This is a genomic window from Kocuria rhizophila, from assembly GCF_003667225.1.
In the GTDB taxonomy this organism is placed as follows: Bacteria; Actinomycetota; Actinomycetes; order Actinomycetales; family Micrococcaceae; genus Kocuria; species Kocuria rhizophila.
In genome coordinates this window covers 36,932-54,755 of sequence record NZ_RCOM01000002.1, presented here as the reverse complement: position 1 = coordinate 54,755, position 17,824 = coordinate 36,932, and the positions used below count along the sequence as shown (strand labels likewise).

The window sequence follows — 17,824 nt, the reverse complement described above, 5'->3', positions numbered from 1 at the left end:
GTCATTTCATCCGGTGGGCTCGAGAGGGTTGTGGTGCCGCGCGCTGAGTGGTCGACTGGCTCCATGAGTGAAAACAGCATCTGGGAAGCCCTTCAGACCGCCCGCGACAAGGCCAAGGAGCGTGAGGACGAGGAGAAGCAGCGCGTCGAGGACGCGGACAACCACGAGCAGCAGCGCGCGGCGAGTTCGCGCGTGGCCGCACGTCAGGCCGCCCGCGAGACCCTGGACGACATCCTCGCCCAGCGGGAGGGCTGAGCCATGGCGGGTAGGCACACTGCGGATGACGGCCAGACCGCCAAGGAGCAGACCGTGGGGATGACTCCCGAGCAGGAGCAGGAGTACCTCCAGGACGACCGCACCCAGCCGCAGCCCGCAGACGGCGGGATCGGCGCCATGACGGACATGCAGGGCCGGGAGCCGGACACCGGCAACTAGCCCCGCAGCGACGCCAAGAACTCCCACAGCGTCTGCGCGGCCGTGGTGAGGTGGTGCGCGAAGCCCTCCAGGTCCTCGCTGGTGTCCCGGCGGTAGTTCACGCAGAACTCGTAGCTGTCCGCGCACGTGGTGTAGGTGACCCCGAAGCCCTCGGGTGTGGTGGGGGCGAACGCGTAGCGCACGATCCGGTCCGGTCCACCGATGGACGTGGTGGAGAGGAAGTCATGGCGCACCGCCGCGAGCGCCGGGGATCCGAAGAACGCGGAGGGCTCACGGGTGCGCTCGGCCATCATGGCGAGCCCCAGCATGTGCCGGTCCACCCCGTGGGCGCTCTTGCACGCCTTGACCCAGCCGCGGTGGGCGTCCAGGGCGGCGCGGAAGAGCTCCTCGGTGGCGTGACCCTCATGGAGGGCGCGCACGAACGCGGCGGCCTCCGGGGTGACGGGCCGCAGGCACTCGGTGCGCCCGGCCTGGTACTCGCGCATGTCCACCGCTTCGTAGACCCCGCGCACGCGCCCGTACGTGGCGTGCTGGGCGAGCAGCAGGATGAGCTGCTGGGCGGCGTCGTCGCTGATCCGGAAGGGCAGCTCCGCGCGGTGCGGGCGCGGCACCACCACGCGGTGCACGCCCAGCAGCGCGGCCTCGCTGCGGTAGCCGGCGACCGCCGCCACGAGCTCCTCCCGCAGCTGCGGGTCGATGTCCCACGTGAGGGCCTCCGGTGACGGTGCGTCCGGCAGGGGCGCCTCGTCCGGGACCGTGACGTCCTGCAGCTCCCCGGCGACCGCCAGGATCGTGGCGCCGTCCACGGTGCTGTGCTCCACGAGCATCGCGAGCCACTCGTCCTCCAGGCACACCTCGTACGTGATGGGCTTGTACACCCACGCGTGCCCCACCTCGAACGCCGAGCGTTCCAGGTGCTTCACGACCTCCGCGCGTGCCTCCACCAGGTTGACCACGAACAGCATGCGCGTGATGCGCTCGTAGACCGCCGCGTTGTGCGCGTCCGCGGTCAGTCGCTCCAGCAGCGGCGCCGCCACCTCGCTGCCCAGGTAGGACAGCGCCCCGAACGGCAGCTCGGTCTCGCGCGGCTCGTCCCGCTCGAGCACCCCCCGCAACCCCTGCGCCACGGTCCGCAGCGGCACCGGCCGCAGCTGCCCGGTGGCGATCGGCAGCGCGTACAGCCGCCCGCGGTGGATCACACCGATCTCCGGGACGTTCACCACGCCGCCGGACGACGACGCCGCGTGGCCCGGTCTGCGGATCTCGTCACGTTCCGGGAGGGGATGGCGGACTCCCCCGGCCAGGCACTCCCACTGCTCCATGCTCAGGGGGTTGCCCCGGGGGTCCACCTGCTGGGGAGTCTCCCCGCGCACCTGCCGCAGGTGCACCGACGCCGCCCGGTGCACGAGCTCCGCGGCCCGGCCCACGCCGGGTGAGCCGTAGTCCCCCGCGATCTGGAAGCCCACACTGGTGGTCAGCGGCAACGGGGTGCGCACCGTGAGGTAGCCGTCCAGCCACTCCCGCGAGAGCCAGCTGCGTCCCGCGGCGTCCTCCGCGCGGGCGAACTCCTCCAGTGCGGTCTGCAGCCGCGGGCCCTCCTGGGATGCGAAGCGCTCGACCTCCCGGCGGGCACCCTCAAGGGTTTCCCGGTCCACCAGCGGCTCCGCGGCCGTGAGGAAGCGGGAGAGCGTCCCGTCCAGCGGGGGCACTGGCAGGGTCTTCGCGCTCATGGGGTCCTCTCGGTGGTGCGGCAGGAAAGGGTCAGGGGTGTGCTCACCTGCCACGCACGCAGCAGGGCGTGGATGTGGCGGTCGTAGGCGGCGTCGGCGTCCTCACCGGGCGCCCCGGGGTGGTGCATCTCGATGGCGATCCAGCCGTGGATCCCCGCCCGCACGGACGCCCCGATGTCCGTGACGGGGACGGGGTGGAGGGCGCCCTCGTCGATCCCGGCGCGGATCAGCCGGTACATCAGGCGCGTGGAGGCCTCCGCGAACTCCACGCGCTCCGCGTCCCCGACCATGGGTGTGCCCAGCCAGGGGCGGCCGCGCCCCAGGATCACCTTGTACAGCTCGGGGTTCGCGAGCACCCAGCGGCGGCTCTCCCGCGCGAGCGCGCACAGGTCCTCGAGCGGCCGTCCCGTGGTGAGCGCCCCTCTCTGAGCCCGGAGGTAGTCGGCGAGGGCTTCACGGCGCACCTCGGCGATCAGCGCGTCCCGGCTGCCGAACATGGTGTAGATGGCGGTGGTGGAGCAGCCGTGCTTGGCGGCCAGCGGCCGGAGGGACACGGAGTCCACACCACCGGACAGGATCTGCTCGGCGGCGTCCTGGATCAGGGCTCGGCGGGTGGTCTCATCGAATTTGCGGGGGCGCGCCACGATCGCAATGCTACTGGTCAGGCCGGGGTCGGGCGCTCGATGACGGAACGCGGACACCGCCTCCGGCCCACGACGCCGCACGGCCGGCTCCCGTGCGGCCCCCACCGCGCCGCTCAGGTGTCGGAGCGCGCCTGCCGGTTGCGGCGGATGCGCTTGAGCCCCCACCCGATCACCGCCACGAGGACCACGACCACCACGATGCGCGAGAACACGCTCGCGTACTGCTCCGCGATGTGCCAGTTCTCGCCCAGGTAGAACCCGGCCAGCACGAAGATGGTGTTCCAGATCAGGGATCCCAGGCCGCTGAGCAGCACGAAGAGTCCGAACGGCATCCGCTCGATGCCCGCCGGGATGGAGATCAGGGAGCGGAAGATGGGGACCATCCGCCCGAAGAACACGGCTTTGCGGCCGTGGCGGTCGAACCACGCCTCGGTGCGGTCCAGGTCGTACAGGTCCACCAGGGGCATCTTGTCCACGACGATCCGCAGCCGGCGGCGCCCCAGGGCGATGCCGATCCAGTACAGCGCGATGGCGCCCACGATCGAGCCCAGGGTGGTCCAGAAGATGGCACTCGCCAGGCTGAAGCCGCCCTGGCTCGCGGTGAATCCGGCCAGCGGGAGGATCACCTCGGACGGCAGCGGCGGGGACAGGTTCTCCAGCGCCACCAGGAAACCGGCACCGGGGGCACCGATCGCGTTCATCACGTCCACCACCCACGCCGCGACGCCGGTGAGTGGGGAACCGCTCTCAGCGGTGGCGGCCAGGATGGCAGGCAAGGACATGAAGGTGTTCTCCGCACGTGGTCGTCAGGGGTGGGCCCCATCCTACGGGCGCTGGCTCGGAGCCGGCTTGGAGGTTCCGGGGCGTTGCACGGTTGAATGGGCGCATGCGCCTGTGGTCACTTCACCCGTCCCTGCTGGATCGACGCGCCCTCGTGGCGGACTGGCGGGAGGGCCTGCTGGCCCAGAAGGTGCTGCTGGGTCAGACCACGGGCTACACCCGCCACCCGCAGCTGCAGCGCTTCCGCGCCACGAGTGATCCGGTGGGCTTCGTGACGGCCTACCTGCACGGGGTCGCGGACGAGGCGGACCGGCGCGGCTACAGCTTCGACCGCTCCCGCGTGGCGCGCCCCCGGGACACCGAGCCCCGCTCCATCACGGTCACCACGGGCCAGCTGCGCTACGAGTTCGAGTTCCTGCTGCAGAAGGTCCTCGCCCGGGACCCGCAGTGGGCCCGCACCGCCCTGGACGGCACGGATCCCGACGCCGCCCCTGCCCACCCGCTGTTCGCGGTGGTTCCCGGGGACGTGGCCGAGTGGGAGCGGATCAAGCCGTGAGCGGAGCGTCGGGGAAGGGAGTCGCGCGGCGGCGTCGTCGGATCTCGCGCTGGCTCGCGATCACGGCGAGCGCCCTGGCCGGTCTGGCATACGAGGAGCTGCTGAGCGCCGGGGCCTGATGCGCCGCGCACCCGCCGTGCGGCCGCGCGATTTTTTCGCTCGCCTATCTAGTTGTTGATACGTCATCACCGGTTGTGGGACACTGGACGTGCCCATTGCCGCACGACCGACATGGACAAGGACACTCGAATGAGCACGCCCGCCGCCGCCCCAACCGTCAGCACCCCGACCCGCGGAGGCCGCTCGTGGCTCTGCCTGATCCCGTTCGTCCTGCTCGTCGCGGCGGTCGCCGCGCTCGGCGGACTGGCGTCCTCCAACGCGCAGGAGGTCTACGGGAGCCTGGAACTGCCGTTCTTCGCCCCGCCCGCGTGGCTGTTCGGACCCGCCTGGGCCGTGTTCTACACGCTGATCGCCGTGGCCGGCTGGCTCGTGTTCCGCGCCCGTGGCTTCTCCTTCCCCCTCTATCTGTGGGCCGCCCAGCTGGTGCTCAACGCCCTGTGGACCCCGCTGTTCTTCGGCGCCGAGCTGTACTGGCTCGCGTTCGTGGACATCGCCGCCCTGTGGGTGGCCGTGGTGTGGTGCGTGGCCGTGTTCTGGAAGGTCAACCGCCTGGCCGCGGGGCTCATGGTCCCGTATCTCGGGTGGGTCACGTTCGCCGCGGCCCTGAACCTGGGGATTGCGCTGCTGAACTGACGCCCCGGGCAACGCCTCCGCGATCCACTGGCGCCCGGCTCCGCACAGTGCGAGTCTGGTGCCCGTGCCCACCGAGAACCCCGCCTCTGACGAGCAGCACCGGGCCGCGCCTTCTCGGGACGCGTACCCCGACGCCGCGGCCGGCTCTGGCGAGGTGGACCTCGCCCTGCACTACCGTGCACCCCTGGACCTGCACGGGCTGTTCGTCTGGTTCGCGGTGCATGCCGTCGAGGGCATGGAGGTCGGCACGGCCACCTCCTACTCCCGGACCCTGCGCCTGCCGGGCGGCCCCGCGTGGCTGCGGGTGTACCGGCGGGGCGCGGACGAGCTGCGGATGCGTGCCCGTCTCACGGACCTCGCGGACCTGCCCGACCTGATCGCCCGGGTCCGGAGACTCCTGGACCTGGATGCCGACCCCCTGGCCGTGGACGAGGCGCTCTCCCGCGTGCCCGCCCTGCACCCGCTCGTCGAGGCCCGGCCGGGTGTGCGCGTCGTCGGCTCCGTGGACCCGGAGGAGACACTGTTCCGCACCCTGATCGGTCAGCAGATCTCCCTGGCCGCCGCGCGCACGATGCTCGGTGCCCGCACGCGGGAGATGGGTGAGCCCGCCCCGGACTTCGCCCCGGGGCTGAGCCGCATGTTCCCCACGGCGGCGGCAATCGCGGAGCACGGCGAGCGCTTCCTGCGCGGTCCCGCGGCCAGGGTGCGCGCGGTGCTCGGGGCCGCACGCGCCGTCGCCTCCGGGGAGCTCAGCCTGTCCCCCGGGGACGACGCCGCCCAGCAGCGTGCCGCCCTGCTCGCCCTGCCCGGGGTGGGGCCGTGGACCGCGGACCACGTGCGCATGCGGGTCACCGGGGACCCGGACGTGTTCCTGGTGGACGACGGCGCCATGCGGGCCGGTGCCCAGCGGATCGGCCTGCCCGGGGACAAGAAGGCGCTGACCGCGTGGGCGCAGGACGCCGCCCCGTGGCGCAGCTACGCCACCACCCACCTGTGGGGTCCGCTGACACCACCCGCCACCTTCGACGAGAGCGAGCAGCCATGACCCACACCGTGGAGACCATCGACACCCCGGACGGCCCCTTCACGGCCGTGGCCGGGCCGGACGGGGCGGTGATCGCCTCGGGCTGGACGGCGTCCCCCGATGAGGCGCTGGCCCGGGTGCGGGAGCAGTGGCGTCCGCAGGACGTGCGCGCCGGGACCGTGGCCGCGATGGACGCGGTGCGGTCGTACTACGCGGGGGAGCTCGACCCGGTCATGGCCGTGCCCGTGGAGCTGCACGGCACGGACGGGCAGCTCGCAGGGTGGGAGCAGCTGCGGCGCATCCGGCCCGGTGACCCGCAGACGTACACGGAGTTCGCGGAGGTCTTGGGCACCCCGCGGGCGGTGCGGGCGGCGGCCTCGGTGTGCGCGCGCAATCCCGTGGCGCTGTTCGTGCCGTGCCACCGGGTGCTGCGCTCGGACGGCTCGATGGGTGGCTTCGCGTGGGGCGAGGACGTGAAGCGGAGCCTGCTGGAACGGGAGGCGGCGGGGCGGGCGCGCTGAGCTCGGCGGACACGGGGCACGGGGCACGGGGCACGGGCAGGTTTACCGAGGTCTGCCGGACCACTACGAGGGCGCAGTCCCACGAGCAGCCGTGGTGGATCCGCTCGGGAGTGGGGGACCTCGTTGCACCGCTCGCACCCACCGCTGCGCCCAGGTCACCTCACGGGCGGCGTGACAGACTGTGCGGGTGGAACGGGTGAGTGCGGCGCAGAGCATGACGTGCAGCGTCGTCATCCCCGTGCGCAACGACGCCGCGTACCTCGAGCGCTGCCTGCGCGCCCTGCGGGAGCAGACCCGCGTGCCGGACGAGATCGTGGTGGTGGACAACGCGTCCTCCGACCACCTGGCGGACGTTCTCGCACGGCACCCCGAGGTGCGGTGCGTGCGTGAGCCGGAGCCCGGCGTCGCCCATGCGGCCGCGGCGGGATACGACGCCGCGCGCGGCGACCTGATCCTGCGCTGCGACGCGGACAGCCTGCCCGCCCCGGGGTGGGTCGAGCGGCACGCGAACACCCTCACGCGGGCACTGGGCCGACCGCAGGGCAAGGACGTCGTGGCGGTCTCCGGGATCGCGCGCTTCGGCCCGCGGTGCCCGGGCCTCGGGCGTCTCGCGGGCGCCGCCTACATCACGGCCTACCGGCTGGTGGCCGGGACCGCCCTGGGGCACTGGGCGCTGTGGGGTTCCAACATGGCGTTCACGCGGTCCTGGTGGCGGCGGGTATCCCCCGCGGTGCACCGCGACGCGCACGTGCACGACGACTTCGACCTCAGCTTCCGCGTGCGGCCCCGCGAGCGGGTGGTCATGGACCCGGGCAGCGCCGCCGTGGTCTCGTGGCGGGCGGTGGTCTCGCCGCCGCGGATCCGCAGGCAGCTGCGCATGGCCGCCGCCACGCTGCGCGCCAACTGGCGCACCGAGCGGCCGTGGGTGCGGATCCGCACTCGCCTGACCCGCCGGGGTGCCCGCCCGTGACGCACCGTTCCGCAGCACGGACCACCTCCCCGGAGGGCCCCCGGGACGACGACGCCGCACGGTCGCCCGGGCGCGCCCGTCCCTCGGAGGTGTCGGCCCACCGGGGCTCGAACTCGGGCTGCGAGCAGGACGGGGCGACAGCGGCGTCGTCGTCCTCGGCGCCGGATGCGGGAGTGCCGGCCGAGACCGGGGGCTCCCTCGTCTGGCACACGGGGTGGCTGCGCCGAGCGGGTGCGGTGGCGGCGTCGGCCACGTGCTTCACGGCGATCGTGGTGGCCCTGGTCTACGCCCTGGACGCCCGCTGGGTGGACACCGCCGTGCTCATGCTGGCCGGGCTGGGGCAGGTGATCGCGTTCCTGTGGTTCCGCGCGCCGTGGCCGCGGGCGGTGTGCTCCCTGGTCCTGCTCACGGCGGCGGTGAGCGCGGCGCAGCAGCTCTACAACCGGATCTGGTGGTGGGACATCCTGATCCACTTCCTCGCGGTCCACGCACTAGTGTGGATGCTCTGGAACCGGGTGCTTCGGGGCAGCGCGCAGCTGCGGGACCGGATGCGGGACGCGCGCCGGGAACCGTACCTGCTGTGCGCGCTGGCCGGGCTGTCGCTCGCCACGGTGTGGGAGATCATGGAGCTGCTGGGGTTCCTGTTCGTGCCCCCGGAGATCCACATCCCGCCGCTGGACACCCTCCTCGACGTGACCGTGGGGGTGCTGGGCGCCGCCATGGTGGGGCGGCACCGGGAGCCGCGGTGAACACGGGTGGGGCAGGGCAGCGTGAAGGAACCCTCCGGGGAGCCTGCCGGCTGCCCGGCCCACAGGTCCGCCCGAGCCCGCCGGTCGTGGCGCGCCACGGCCGGTGACCCGTGCGGTTACTTGCGAAGGCCTCGCAGAGCGCCGGTGGACCACAGCGCCGCGGCGATGAGGACGGGCTGGAAGAACAGGCGTACGAAGCGCTTGGTGTCCGTGTCCAGCCCGAAGCCGTCCCGGTGGTGGATCCACTGGGCCAGGTTGCCGGGGAACACCGCGGCGAAGAAGCCGGCGGCGACCAGCCCGACCGTGCGGCGTCGTGACCGGGCGGCGATCAGCGAGGCACCCAGCGCAATCTCCACCACACCGGACGCGAGGACGGTGACGTCCGTGTCCAGGGGCACGAAGTTCGGAACCTGGGCCTGGAACTCGTCACGGGCGAAGGTCAGGTGGCTGACGCCGGCGAAGGCCAGGAAGCCGCCGAGGGCCGTGCGGACGATGTGGCGGGCGGGGGAGAGCGCGGCGGGGTTTTCCGCCCGCGCACTGCGCCGGAAAGGACGACCGGAGGTGTGCAGAACGTTCATGACGACTCCTTTTCACTGGTGATCCTGACGGGCCTCGACCCCCCAAGTGCCGAGACCCGCCGACATCGATGCCGCAAACGGGTGCAGATTTTTCGCTGCCCCTCGTTACTGGCCACCCTGGATGCTCGGCTGGCAAGACCAGGGCGGGTGCCACGCGACCCGACCGCGACTGATTATAGTTGTGCAATTTTTAGTTGTCCACAACTAAATGGAAGAGGAACTCGCCGTTTTGTCCCGGCCGTGTTCGAACCCCGCAGGCGCGGGGAGCACCAGCTCGACGGCCAAGCCGAAACCGCCCCCGCCGGGCTCATCCCCGCAGGCGCGGGGAGCACCGGGCGGATCGCCGCGAGCGCGGCGGTGGTCTCGGCTCATCCCCGCAGGCGCGGGGAGCACGGGGAGCCGTTGACGGAACGTGACCGGCAACGGGGCTCATCCCCGCAGGCGCGGGGAGCACTTTGAACTCTTGCCGCGGGGCAGGGAGGGGAGGGGCTCATCCCCGCAGGCGCGGGGAGCACGCGTTCGAGTTCTGTGAGTCCCCCGGCGCTCCGGGCTCATCCCCGCAGGCGCGGGGAGCACACCGAGTGGGAGACCCTGGAGGAAGCCCGGAAGGGCTCATCCCCGCAGGCGCGGGGAGCACCTGTCCCCGATGGTGAGGACGCCGGGGCCGAGCGGCTCATCCCCGCAGGCGCGGGGAGCACTTAATCCCGGCCTAGGTGTTGGAGAGCACCGTCGGCTCATCCCCGCAGGCGCGGGGAGCACCGCAGCGCTGTCCCGCCCCGAGGTGGGTAGGGCGGGCTCATCCCCGCAGGCGCGGGGAGCACTTCCAGGGCGGGGCGCTGCACGGCGCCACGGACGGCTCATCCCCGCAGGCGCGGGGAGCACTCGCCGCTGGAAGCCGCCGCCGAGTTCCGCTCGGGCTCATCCCCGCAGGCGCGGGGAGCACACCGTGATCCTCGTATCTCCGCTCTCTGACCAGGGCTCATCCCCGCAGGCGCGGGGAGCACGGGCCAGGGACCCCGCCCGCCGCATCCGGGGCAGGCTCATCCCCGCAGGCGCGGGGAGCACAGCCTGGCCGAGAACGACCAGGTTGCCCTGCGGGGCTCATCCCCGCAGGCGCGGGGAGCACCGGCAGCTGCAGCTGCACCTGCCCGTCCACCGCGGCTCATCCCCGCAGGCGCGGGGAGCCCAACCCAAGACGTACCGCAAGAAGCCCGTGACCGGGCTCATCCCCGCAGGCGCGGGGAGCACGGCAGACCCCCACCAGGCTTGTCCATCCCCGCCGGCTCATCCCCGCAGGCGCGGGGAGCACTTCAAGGCCGGTTTGGGACTGCTGAAGGACGCGGGCTCATCCCCGCAGGCGCGGGGAGCACTTGATGTCGTCGCCCTTCCAGAAGTCGTTGATCGGCTCATCCCCGCAGGCGCGGGGAGCACACCGCGCCCGTGGTCATGACCACCGAGGCCGCCGGCTCATCCCCGCAGGCGCGGGGAGCACAACTCCTCGAGGTCTTCGGGCTCGGCGTCCACGGGCTCATCCCCGCAGGCGCGGGGAGCACGCTAGCGCCAGCAGCACGACGAACGCGCTGGGCGGCTCATCCCCGCAGGCGCGGGGAGCACGCTAGCGCCAGCAGCACGACGAACGCGCTGGGCGGCTCATCCCCGCAGGCGCGGGGAGCACCTCAGCCCGCTCGTGGGACTTCGCGGCGGGTTGGGCTCATCCCCGCAGGCGCGGGGAGCACACCCGCGCCCAGTTCGACGCGGAGGGCTCCCACGGCTCATCCCCGCAGGCGCGGGGAGCACGCCTCGTCGGCGACGTCGATGCGCTGGCAGGGCGGCTCATCCCCGCAGGCGCGGGGAGCACGCGCTCGCGAACCTGTCGACGGCCATCAGCCGAGGCTCATCCCCGCAGGCGCGGGGAGCACACAGTCGCCGCACGCGCCTTGTGCCCCGCGCCCGGCTCATCCCCGCAGGCGCGGGGAGCACGGCACCGTGAAGACCGCCCGTGTGCCGGGCAACGGCTCATCCCCGCAGGCGCGGGGAGCACACGGACCGGAAGAAGCCCTCCGCGAAGTTCTCCGGCTCATCCCCGCAGGCGCGGGGAGCACGCCTGTGCTGCCATGGTCAGTTCTCCTTCGTGGGGCTCATCCCCGCAGGCGCGGGGAGCACGGTGGCGGGGTTGATCCACCGGGCGATGGTGTCGGCTCATCCCCGCAGGCGCGGGGAGCACGACCTGTGGATCGTCACGGAGGTGGAGTTGCCGGGCTCATCCCCGCAGGCGCGGGGAGCACGCCGACCGTGAGCAGTCTCGTGTGCGGTGGCGGGGCTCATCCCCGCAGGCGCGGGGAGCACGTTGATCGCCCGAGACGCCGACCCCGCATCGTTGGCTCATCCCCGCAGGCGCGGGGAGCACTTCGGGAAGCCGTCGTGGCTGGTGGACACGGGGGGCTCATCCCCGCAGGCGCGGGGAGCACTGCACAGCCAACACCAGGGCCGTGTTGGGGAGCGGCTCATCCCCGCAGGCGCGGGGAGCACGTCGGGAGGCGATTGCTCAGGCGGAGAAGGATCGGCTCATCCCCGCAGGCGCGGGGAGCACGTCACGGGGTACGCCCTCGATCTGGCGTCCGCGGGCTCATCCCCGCAGGCGCGGGGAGCACTCCTGGCCAGAGATGCCCAGCCCCCCGAAGTGCGGCTCATCCCCGCAGGCGCGGGGAGCACAACTACATCGCCGCTGGCAAGGACCCCAAGAAGGGCTCATCCCCGCAGGCGCGGGGAGCACCATGACGGGTTCCTCCCAGACAGGGCGAGCAACGGCTCATCCCCGCAGGCGCGGGGAGCACTTCCCGTCCGCCGCCGCCTGCGCCGTGCCCGCCGGCTCATCCCCGCAGGCGCGGGGAGCACTCGCGGATACGTTCATGATCCGCGGAGGTCTCCGGCTCATCCCCGCAGGCGCGGGGAGCACACGAACTTGGGCCATGCCTCGACGTTCCCGGCGGGCTCATCCCCGCAGGCGCGGGGAGCACCAAGCTGAAGGATGCCGTGAAGGAGCCCATCAGGGCTCATCCCCGCAGGCGCGGGGAGCACGGGGGGCTCCTCCCGATCGTCCACGAGACCCCGGGCTCATCCCCGCAGGCGCGGGGAGCACGGCCGTGTCTGCTGGCGAAGAGCTCGGCGTCGGGGCTCATCCCCGCAGGCGCGGGGAGCACCGAGGTGCACGTGAGGCGGGTGACGGGGTGAAGGGCTCATCCCCGCAGGCGCGGGGAGCACTACACACCCCACTGCGCGGTCCCACCACCCGAGGGCTCATCCCCGCAGGCGCGGGGAGCACCAGGATCGGGTCCCGGCCATCGTGGGCTTCTTCGGCTCATCCCCGCAGGCGCGGGGAGCACTTGACCGTCCAGAACATCTTGACCGTGTCGCTGGGCTCATCCCCGCAGGCGCGGGGAGCACGGGGATGACGCCCGTGTGACCCTGCCGGATGACGGCTCATCCCCGCAGGCGCGGGGAGCACCTCAACGGGAAGAACAACTACCTCACCGGCACGGGCTCATCCCCGCAGGCGCGGGGAGCACCGGACCCCAGATGTCTGCGGTGTCCGCGAGGAAGGGCTCATCCCCGCAGGCGCGGGGAGCACGGGTCCACCCACGTCCGCGACATGCACGATGGGGGCTCATCCCCGCAGGCGCGGGGAGCACCGCACGATCTCCGCGGACATCGCCCCCGTCACGGGCTCATCCCCGCAGGCGCGGGGAGCACTATCCAGTTTGAGAACGGTGATGTTGCGCGTACGGCTCATCCCCGCAGGCGCGGGGAGCACTCGCGTGTGGCGTGCCATGGTGGGAGCATGATGGGCTCATCCCCGCAGGCGCGGGGAGCACGGACAGGAACTAGACCATGGCTGACTTCCAGGCGGCTCATCCCCGCAGGCGCGGGGAGCACGCCTCCAATGCCTTCTGGCCCGACGCGGTCACCGGCTCATCCCCGCAGGCGCGGGGAGCACCCGTCGAAGGCGGCGGCGATGTTTTTCCGGGACGGCTCATCCCCGCAGGCGCGGGGAGCACCTGAGGCGAACCTGGACCAGATGGGCCGTAACCGGCTCATCCCCGCAGGCGCGGGGAGCACGCCTGGGTGACCGTGCTGCCCGCACCGGCACCCGGCTCATCCCCGCAGGCGCGGGGAGCACCCATTGGTCGTAGTCGTACGTTGCGGCCACTAGGGCTCATCCCCGCAGGCGCGGGGAGCACCCGCGTACCTGAAGAAGGACGAGCTGCGCGAGAGGCTCATCCCCGCAGGCGCGGGGAGCACGCCGGGTTGTACAGGTCCAGCACGTACGCCCTGGGCTCATCCCCGCAGGCGCGGGGAGCACTCCGACAAAGCCACCCAAACCCTCGACATGGCGGGCTCATCCCCGCAGGCGCGGGGAGCACAACGCCGGGGCGATGCCGTCCCAGTGGGCACAGGGCTCATCCCCGCAGGCGCGGGGAGCACCACCCTTGCCACATGGCCGCGATCTCTTTCCCGGGCTCATCCCCGCAGGCGCGGGGAGCACTGGGGCTTTCGCTCCGCAGTACCTACAGGTGAAGGGCTCATCCCCGCAGGCGCGGGGAGCACCGGTACAAGTCCACGTCGGTGAGCACGTACCAGGGCTCATCCCCGCAGGCGCGGGGAGCACGGCTATGACCGATTCTACATGCGCCGTGCACAGGGCTCATCCCCGCAGGCGCGGGGAGCACCAGGCGGGCACGAACAAGATGCCAGCCCGCCCGGGCTCATCCCCGCAGGCGCGGGGAGCACTTGGCTCGCATCTCGGGGTCCGCGAACTTGCACGGCTCATCCCCGCAGGCGCGGGGAGCACGGGATAACCTGCGGGTCATGGCCCGGGACCTGGGGCTCATCCCCGCAGGCGCGGGGAGCACTGCGAACACGTGGGACGGAGAGCACGGGAGATGGGCTCATCCCCGCAGGCGCGGGGAGCACTACACCACCCTGCTGGTGAACAAGGCTGACGCGGGCTCATCCCCGCAGGCGCGGGGAGCACATGAGCAGGATGAACACGGTGTAGTCCGCATCCGGCTCATCCCCGCAGGCGCGGGGAGCACCGTGGACAACGGCATCACCCGCGCCGCCCCAGGGGGCTCATCCCCGCAGGCGCGGGGAGCACACTTGGTGACTAGGGGTTATTGTCCCCCGAGGGGTGTTTTTCCTTTGACTTCGACACTTTTGCGGTCAGGTCTTTTTGTCGCCGAACCTGCGACGGGCACCGGCTTTGCTCCACCCCGGCCTGAGCTCGGGAGAAGATCGGGGCTTGGTGCGCGAGGGGCGTTTCATCAGGGTCAACCCATCGAGATCCACTGGGTCCCAGTGGTGGTCCTTGACAGAGAACGTCAAGCCCTGCTCTCCCCTGGCATTCCATACAAGGATGGCCCGCCCCGAGCCAGATGACTCCAGCACTCGCTCCCACAGGTGCTCCCGAATCCGCGCACTGACTTTACCTACGAAAACCCCGGCAGAGACTTCGTACAGCCATTTCGTCAGATCCCCACGGAGCCCTACCGGGCAGGCTGAGAGGACCAAGACGATCATGAGTCCTCCCGAGAGAAGTTCTGCCCCGTCGGCATGCGGCCTTCACGCCGACCAGACCACAGCGACATGGCGTCGTCGTAAACAATTCGCATAACTTCCTCCCGCTCTTCAGCGCTCAGGAACAGCTCACGCAGGACATCTACGCACCGATCCATCACGTGCCCGGTGACGAGTTGATCTCGCAAAAGCCTTCTCACGTCATTCACGGGATCTTCGCTGCCCTGGGCCAGCACGTCGAAAGAGGCCGGGATTGTCGTCTCTGCCTTGAAGAGGTCCGCCACGTCGTAGACGAGGCTCTGGTCGTGCCCCACATGGACAAACCCGAGCCCGGGGCTCATGCCCAGAGCATGGATGACAGCCGTCACCACCCCGTACAAGCACGTGTTGGCGCTGGACAGAGCTTGATTGATCGGATCCGACCCAGAGAGATCACCGGGACGGTAGTCCCGCTTCACCCACTCGACACCGGTCCGCGCAGCCTCACGCTGGTAGAGCTGCCTGACCCGCGCACCCTCTCGCCCGCGAAGCTGCTGCATGGTCAGGGCGGATACATCCTCGCCGGGAAACCGGTATTCGTACATTCGCCGCGCGATGGACAGTCTCTGCCGCTGATTGGCAAATGCCCTCGCCTGAGCCTCCAGGAGTCGGCTTGACCGGGCCAAGGGCCGGCCAGCCGCATAGCACCGAACACCACCCTCACCCACCCACACCACGCTTGCCGCGCTGGCCCCGATCAGGCTCATGGCCGCATGAGTGACGCGTGTACCGGGCCCCAGCAGCAGAGCACCGATCATGGCAGCTGGGATGTGAAGGGTCCCAGTCTCGTCCGTCGCAGTGATCGCGTTGCTGTCCCTATGCACGACACAGCGCTCCAGGTACACGAAAGACAACCGTTCTTCCGCCCTGACGAGCTCCCTGCTCTCCGGAGGTGGAGCGCCAGTCACGAGGTCACCGGACCCTGGCCAGCGTCATCAGTCCGCACCCGTACGCCTTGCCCCGGCCCATTCCACCCGTCAGGTGGGATCTCAACAGGCCCGCGGAAGTGACGCGCAGCTGACCCGCGATGGTCACCTGGCGCTGAGTCACCGTCCGTCGACCGTCGCCATCCTGCTTACCGAACACCCGGTCGTGCCGCTTGACCACGCGTAACGACTTGATGGTGATCTCCTCGTTCGGCATTTCCCGTTGCTGGGGAAAATCGAGAGTCTCAAACCCCCAGCTGGAGGAACGTTCGTGGAACCAGGCCAGTTGCTGCTCCTCGGTGAGGTGGGGCATGAGCTTTCCGCGCTGTCCCTGAACGAACTGGCGCTTCACAGGGTTGACCGTCACGCGGAAGCTGTACTCCTGACCCGTCCTCAGACCATCCAGGAACCGGTCGTAGTCAGTGGTCTCGGCTGGCGAACTCTCCCACCCTGCGTTCTCCACCAGGTGCTGCATGTCCGGGACGTCAGGCGACACCATGTACAACCGCACGTCTGCCCCGTCTGCGTCCACGCGCCACAGATTCCGGGCCCCCACCTGAGCATCACGGGCGGGTGGGAAGCACGCCTCGACCGCGCCGTGCATGGCCCGAGGGTTGGCGAGCAGTTTTCGGGACTCACGCCGCTGCGGATTGAGTTGGATCCTGCTGAAGTACATCAGCCCTCCTTGACTGTCTGGAAGAAGTCGTCCTTAACATCCACGCCGTCGGGATTCTCGATCATCACAGGAGCCGGACGCACCACGGCGCGGGCATCGTAGAGTCGATGGCGGGGGTCGAAACTCACGGGCACGTCCTGAACCGTTTCGCCAACTTCGTCAGCACAGGCGTCCCTGGCCAGTGGCAAATAGACGACCTTCGCCGCTTCCCTGCGGTACCAATCGGAGGCCAGCCATGGAGTGGCGTCGACGTCCCGGAGGGTTGCCTCGACGTCGTCGCCCGGGAGCACCCCGCCCAGCAAATCCACCGAGGCGGGGCACGCCCGCCGGCCCAGATACAGCGGGAAACGCGGCGAGTCGATGGCTTCCGCCAAAGCGGCGACTAGGCTGTCCGGGCCAGAGATTGCGGCTGTATAGGCGGCGTCAACCCGGTAGTGACGCGACGACAGCGAGGAGTTCTTGGCCCCGCGCACCCGTGCCGTGTGGTAGTCGACCATGAGCCGACCCGGTTGATCGGCTCGCACGCCGAAACCCAGCTCGAGCAGATCCGTCAGCTCACTCGCGCGGGATCGTCCCTGCGCGGCGGCGAGCAGACCGATCACGCCGGACTTGCTGGGTTCCGTCCCGGCTTCGCGGGTCCTGTAGCGGGACGAGGTGCCCCACGACTGCTGCGGACCCTTCAGACGCAGGATCAGAACACTCATCGTGCGGCCTCGGCGCCAGCGTCCGAGGCCTCCCGAACAGCCTCTCCAACAGCCTCCACCAGTCGCTTCTGGTTGACGTTCTCGCCCAGTCCCTCGGCGCTCTCACGAAGCGCAGGCACGGTCATGACCCACGAGTGCAGAGGCGACATGCCGTAGGTGTCCTCCACACCCTGTGCCTCACTCGCGAGCGCAGCCGTGGCAGCCACTCGCCGGTTGCCGCCTTCGTCCACCTCAACCGGCTTCTCGAACGCATTCACGTAGCTCACCGGACGACGGTCTCGGACCGCCACCGAGACGAGCTCCGGCAAGGAATGCGCGGCGAATGTGTTCTGCTTCCCTGACGGAAGGCTCTCGATGAACGTGGCTGCGAAGGCTTCCGCCGCACGGACGGCCGCGTCCACGCTGCCGAGATTGGCCACGAGCTGGTCCACGTTGAGCGTCGCATAGCGGTACACCGTGGAGGACATCATCTCGAGGGTGCCGATCATGCCCGCACCCGTCTGCTCGTTGAGACGCTCCATCTCGTCGATGGCCGTGTAGTAGTCGAAATCGGGAACCGCAGCATGGGTGCCCAGGGCATGTGCCACCTGCACCGCAGCATCGACGTTCAACGTGGCGTCCTCCGCTACCATGCGCCCGAACAGAGCCACGTCCACAGCGTGCTCGGTGTCCAGGAGTTCCTGAGCCTCTTTCTTGCTCGCCAAGCCGGCCTCCCCCCGCTCGAGGAGCACGCGGGCCAACCTGTCCACCTGGTGGTAGCCGAGGAAGACCAGGTAACCCGCCGCTGGTGCCTTGGGCTCGGTGCCCGACTTCTTGGCCTTGGGGGCACTCACATTGATGCCCGCCTTTTTGAATGCCGCCTCGGCCGATGTCAGGGCATCGTCGTAGTCTGCGGTGGAGTCGATCTCCACCATGCGCTGGGCGACCAGCTCCACGACCCTCTTGGTGCGAGTTCCCAGTTCCGACCGGTCCAGGTAGTCGGCGAAGCTGCGTCGCTGAGCCGCTTTCAGGGCCTGCGATGAGATCCGCTGACGTTGCACACCACCGAAGAAGGCCGTTTTCGGGGCGCCGTCCTCGCCTCGGTTGATGTTGTTGGGGGCGAGGGTCTGCAGTGCATGAAAATCGATGTACGTGGTCATGATTTTTTCCTTTCGGAGGGAGGGAA

General features: G+C 70.6%; 18 protein-coding genes and 1 CRISPR repeat array. Of the genes, 9 read left to right on the top strand and 9 right to left on the bottom strand.

Going from position 1 to position 17,824, the window contains the following annotated elements:
• The first annotated feature begins 63 nt into the window (after positions 1 to 63).
• Complete coding sequence (locus D9R02_RS00890) at positions 64 to 255, top strand: hypothetical protein (RefSeq protein ID WP_121566148.1); 192 nt, start codon at positions 64 to 66, stop codon at positions 253 to 255.
• 3 nt (positions 256 to 258) lie between these two features.
• Positions 259 to 435 (top strand): hypothetical protein, encoded by a 177-nt coding sequence (locus D9R02_RS12055; protein ID WP_164481665.1) that lies wholly within the window; start codon positions 259 to 261, stop codon positions 433 to 435.
• On the opposite strand, the gene D9R02_RS00885 is transcribed toward D9R02_RS12055, so the two are convergent.
• From D9R02_RS00885 to D9R02_RS00875, 3 genes are all read right to left on the bottom strand, one after another.
• Positions 432 to 2,165, bottom strand: coding sequence for a choline/carnitine O-acyltransferase (locus tag D9R02_RS00885; RefSeq protein ID WP_121566147.1), 1,734 nt, complete (start codon positions 2,163 to 2,165; stop codon positions 432 to 434). The two genes, D9R02_RS12055 and D9R02_RS00885, sit on opposite strands and share 4 nt — an antisense overlap.
• The gene (locus D9R02_RS00880) at positions 2,162 to 2,809 is read right to left on the bottom strand and encodes a TetR/AcrR family transcriptional regulator (protein WP_164481664.1); all 648 of its coding nucleotides are present in this window, start codon (positions 2,807 to 2,809) and stop codon (positions 2,162 to 2,164) included. The genes D9R02_RS00885 and D9R02_RS00880 overlap by 4 nt, the downstream gene beginning before the upstream one ends.
• A gap of 113 nt (positions 2,810 to 2,922) precedes the next feature.
• Positions 2,923 to 3,591: a DedA family protein gene (locus tag D9R02_RS00875; protein WP_121566145.1), complete on the bottom strand. Its 669-nt coding sequence runs from the start codon at positions 3,589 to 3,591 to the stop codon at positions 2,923 to 2,925.
• Between the two features lie 104 nt (positions 3,592 to 3,695).
• Here D9R02_RS00875 and D9R02_RS00870 point away from each other — a divergent pair, with 104 nt between their 5' ends.
• The 7 genes from D9R02_RS00870 (at position 3,696) to D9R02_RS00845 (ending at position 8,162) form a co-directional block, all read left to right on the top strand.
• Entirely contained in the window at positions 3,696 to 4,145 is a 450-nt protein-coding gene (locus D9R02_RS00870) for a pyrimidine dimer DNA glycosylase/endonuclease V (protein ID WP_121566144.1), read from the top strand.
• Positions 4,142 to 4,264 carry a hypothetical protein gene (locus D9R02_RS12210; protein ID WP_259273945.1) on the top strand — a complete coding sequence of 41 codons (123 nt, stop codon included), beginning with the start codon at positions 4,142 to 4,144 and terminating at the stop codon, positions 4,262 to 4,264. The genes D9R02_RS00870 and D9R02_RS12210 overlap by 4 nt, the downstream gene beginning before the upstream one ends.
• Before the next feature lie 130 nt (positions 4,265 to 4,394).
• Positions 4,395 to 4,898 (top strand): TspO/MBR family protein, encoded by a 504-nt coding sequence (locus D9R02_RS00865; protein ID WP_121566143.1) that lies wholly within the window; start codon positions 4,395 to 4,397, stop codon positions 4,896 to 4,898.
• Positions 4,899 to 4,962: 64 nt separating this feature from the next.
• Complete coding sequence (locus D9R02_RS00860; protein WP_259273944.1) at positions 4,963 to 5,943, top strand: DNA-3-methyladenine glycosylase family protein; 981 nt, start codon at positions 4,963 to 4,965, stop codon at positions 5,941 to 5,943.
• Positions 5,940 to 6,443, top strand: coding sequence for a methylated-DNA--[protein]-cysteine S-methyltransferase (locus D9R02_RS00855; protein ID WP_121566142.1), 504 nt, complete (start codon positions 5,940 to 5,942; stop codon positions 6,441 to 6,443). The genes D9R02_RS00860 and D9R02_RS00855 overlap by 4 nt, the downstream gene beginning before the upstream one ends.
• A 187-nt stretch (positions 6,444 to 6,630) precedes the next feature.
• On the top strand, positions 6,631 to 7,413 hold the full coding sequence (locus D9R02_RS00850; RefSeq protein WP_223246137.1) for a glycosyltransferase family 2 protein: 783 nt from the start codon (positions 6,631 to 6,633) through the stop codon (positions 7,411 to 7,413).
• Positions 7,410 to 8,162: a hypothetical protein gene (locus D9R02_RS00845; RefSeq protein WP_259463880.1), complete on the top strand. Its 753-nt coding sequence runs from the start codon at positions 7,410 to 7,412 to the stop codon at positions 8,160 to 8,162. Before D9R02_RS00850 ends, D9R02_RS00845 begins: the two co-directional genes overlap by 4 nt.
• A 116-nt stretch (positions 8,163 to 8,278) precedes the next feature.
• Here the strand turns inward: D9R02_RS00845 and D9R02_RS00840 are convergent, their stop codons facing one another.
• The 6 genes from D9R02_RS00840 to cas7e all read right to left on the bottom strand — a co-directional run bounded on the left by D9R02_RS00840 (position 8,279) and on the right by cas7e (position 17,798).
• The gene (locus D9R02_RS00840; protein ID WP_244246304.1) at positions 8,279 to 8,740 is read right to left on the bottom strand and encodes a DoxX family protein; all 462 of its coding nucleotides are present in this window, start codon (positions 8,738 to 8,740) and stop codon (positions 8,279 to 8,281) included.
• A 242-nt stretch (positions 8,741 to 8,982) separates the two neighbouring features.
• Positions 8,983 to 13,895: direct repeats of the CRISPR family, unit length 28 nt; unit sequence GGCTCATCCCCGCAGGCGCGGGGAGCAC.
• Between the two features lie 65 nt (positions 13,896 to 13,960).
• Positions 13,961 to 14,317, bottom strand: a complete 357-nt coding sequence (cas2e, locus tag D9R02_RS00835) for a type I-E CRISPR-associated endoribonuclease Cas2e (RefSeq protein WP_121566140.1) — start codon at positions 14,315 to 14,317, stop codon at positions 13,961 to 13,963.
• Positions 14,314 to 15,261, bottom strand: a complete 948-nt coding sequence (gene cas1e, locus D9R02_RS00830; RefSeq protein ID WP_121566139.1) for a type I-E CRISPR-associated endonuclease Cas1e — start codon at positions 15,259 to 15,261, stop codon at positions 14,314 to 14,316. Before cas1e ends, cas2e begins: the two co-directional genes overlap by 4 nt.
• A gap of 4 nt (positions 15,262 to 15,265) precedes the next feature.
• Positions 15,266 to 15,955 carry a type I-E CRISPR-associated protein Cas6/Cse3/CasE gene (gene cas6e, locus D9R02_RS00825; protein ID WP_121566138.1) on the bottom strand — a complete coding sequence of 230 codons (690 nt, stop codon included), beginning with the start codon at positions 15,953 to 15,955 and terminating at the stop codon, positions 15,266 to 15,268.
• Complete coding sequence (gene cas5e / locus D9R02_RS00820) at positions 15,955 to 16,659, bottom strand: type I-E CRISPR-associated protein Cas5/CasD (protein WP_121566137.1); 705 nt, start codon at positions 16,657 to 16,659, stop codon at positions 15,955 to 15,957. Before cas5e ends, cas6e begins: the two co-directional genes overlap by 1 nt.
• The gene (gene cas7e / locus D9R02_RS00815) at positions 16,656 to 17,798 is read right to left on the bottom strand and encodes a type I-E CRISPR-associated protein Cas7/Cse4/CasC (protein ID WP_121566136.1); all 1,143 of its coding nucleotides are present in this window, start codon (positions 17,796 to 17,798) and stop codon (positions 16,656 to 16,658) included. The genes cas5e and cas7e overlap by 4 nt, the downstream gene beginning before the upstream one ends.
• Between the last annotated feature and the right edge of the window lie 26 nt (positions 17,799 to 17,824).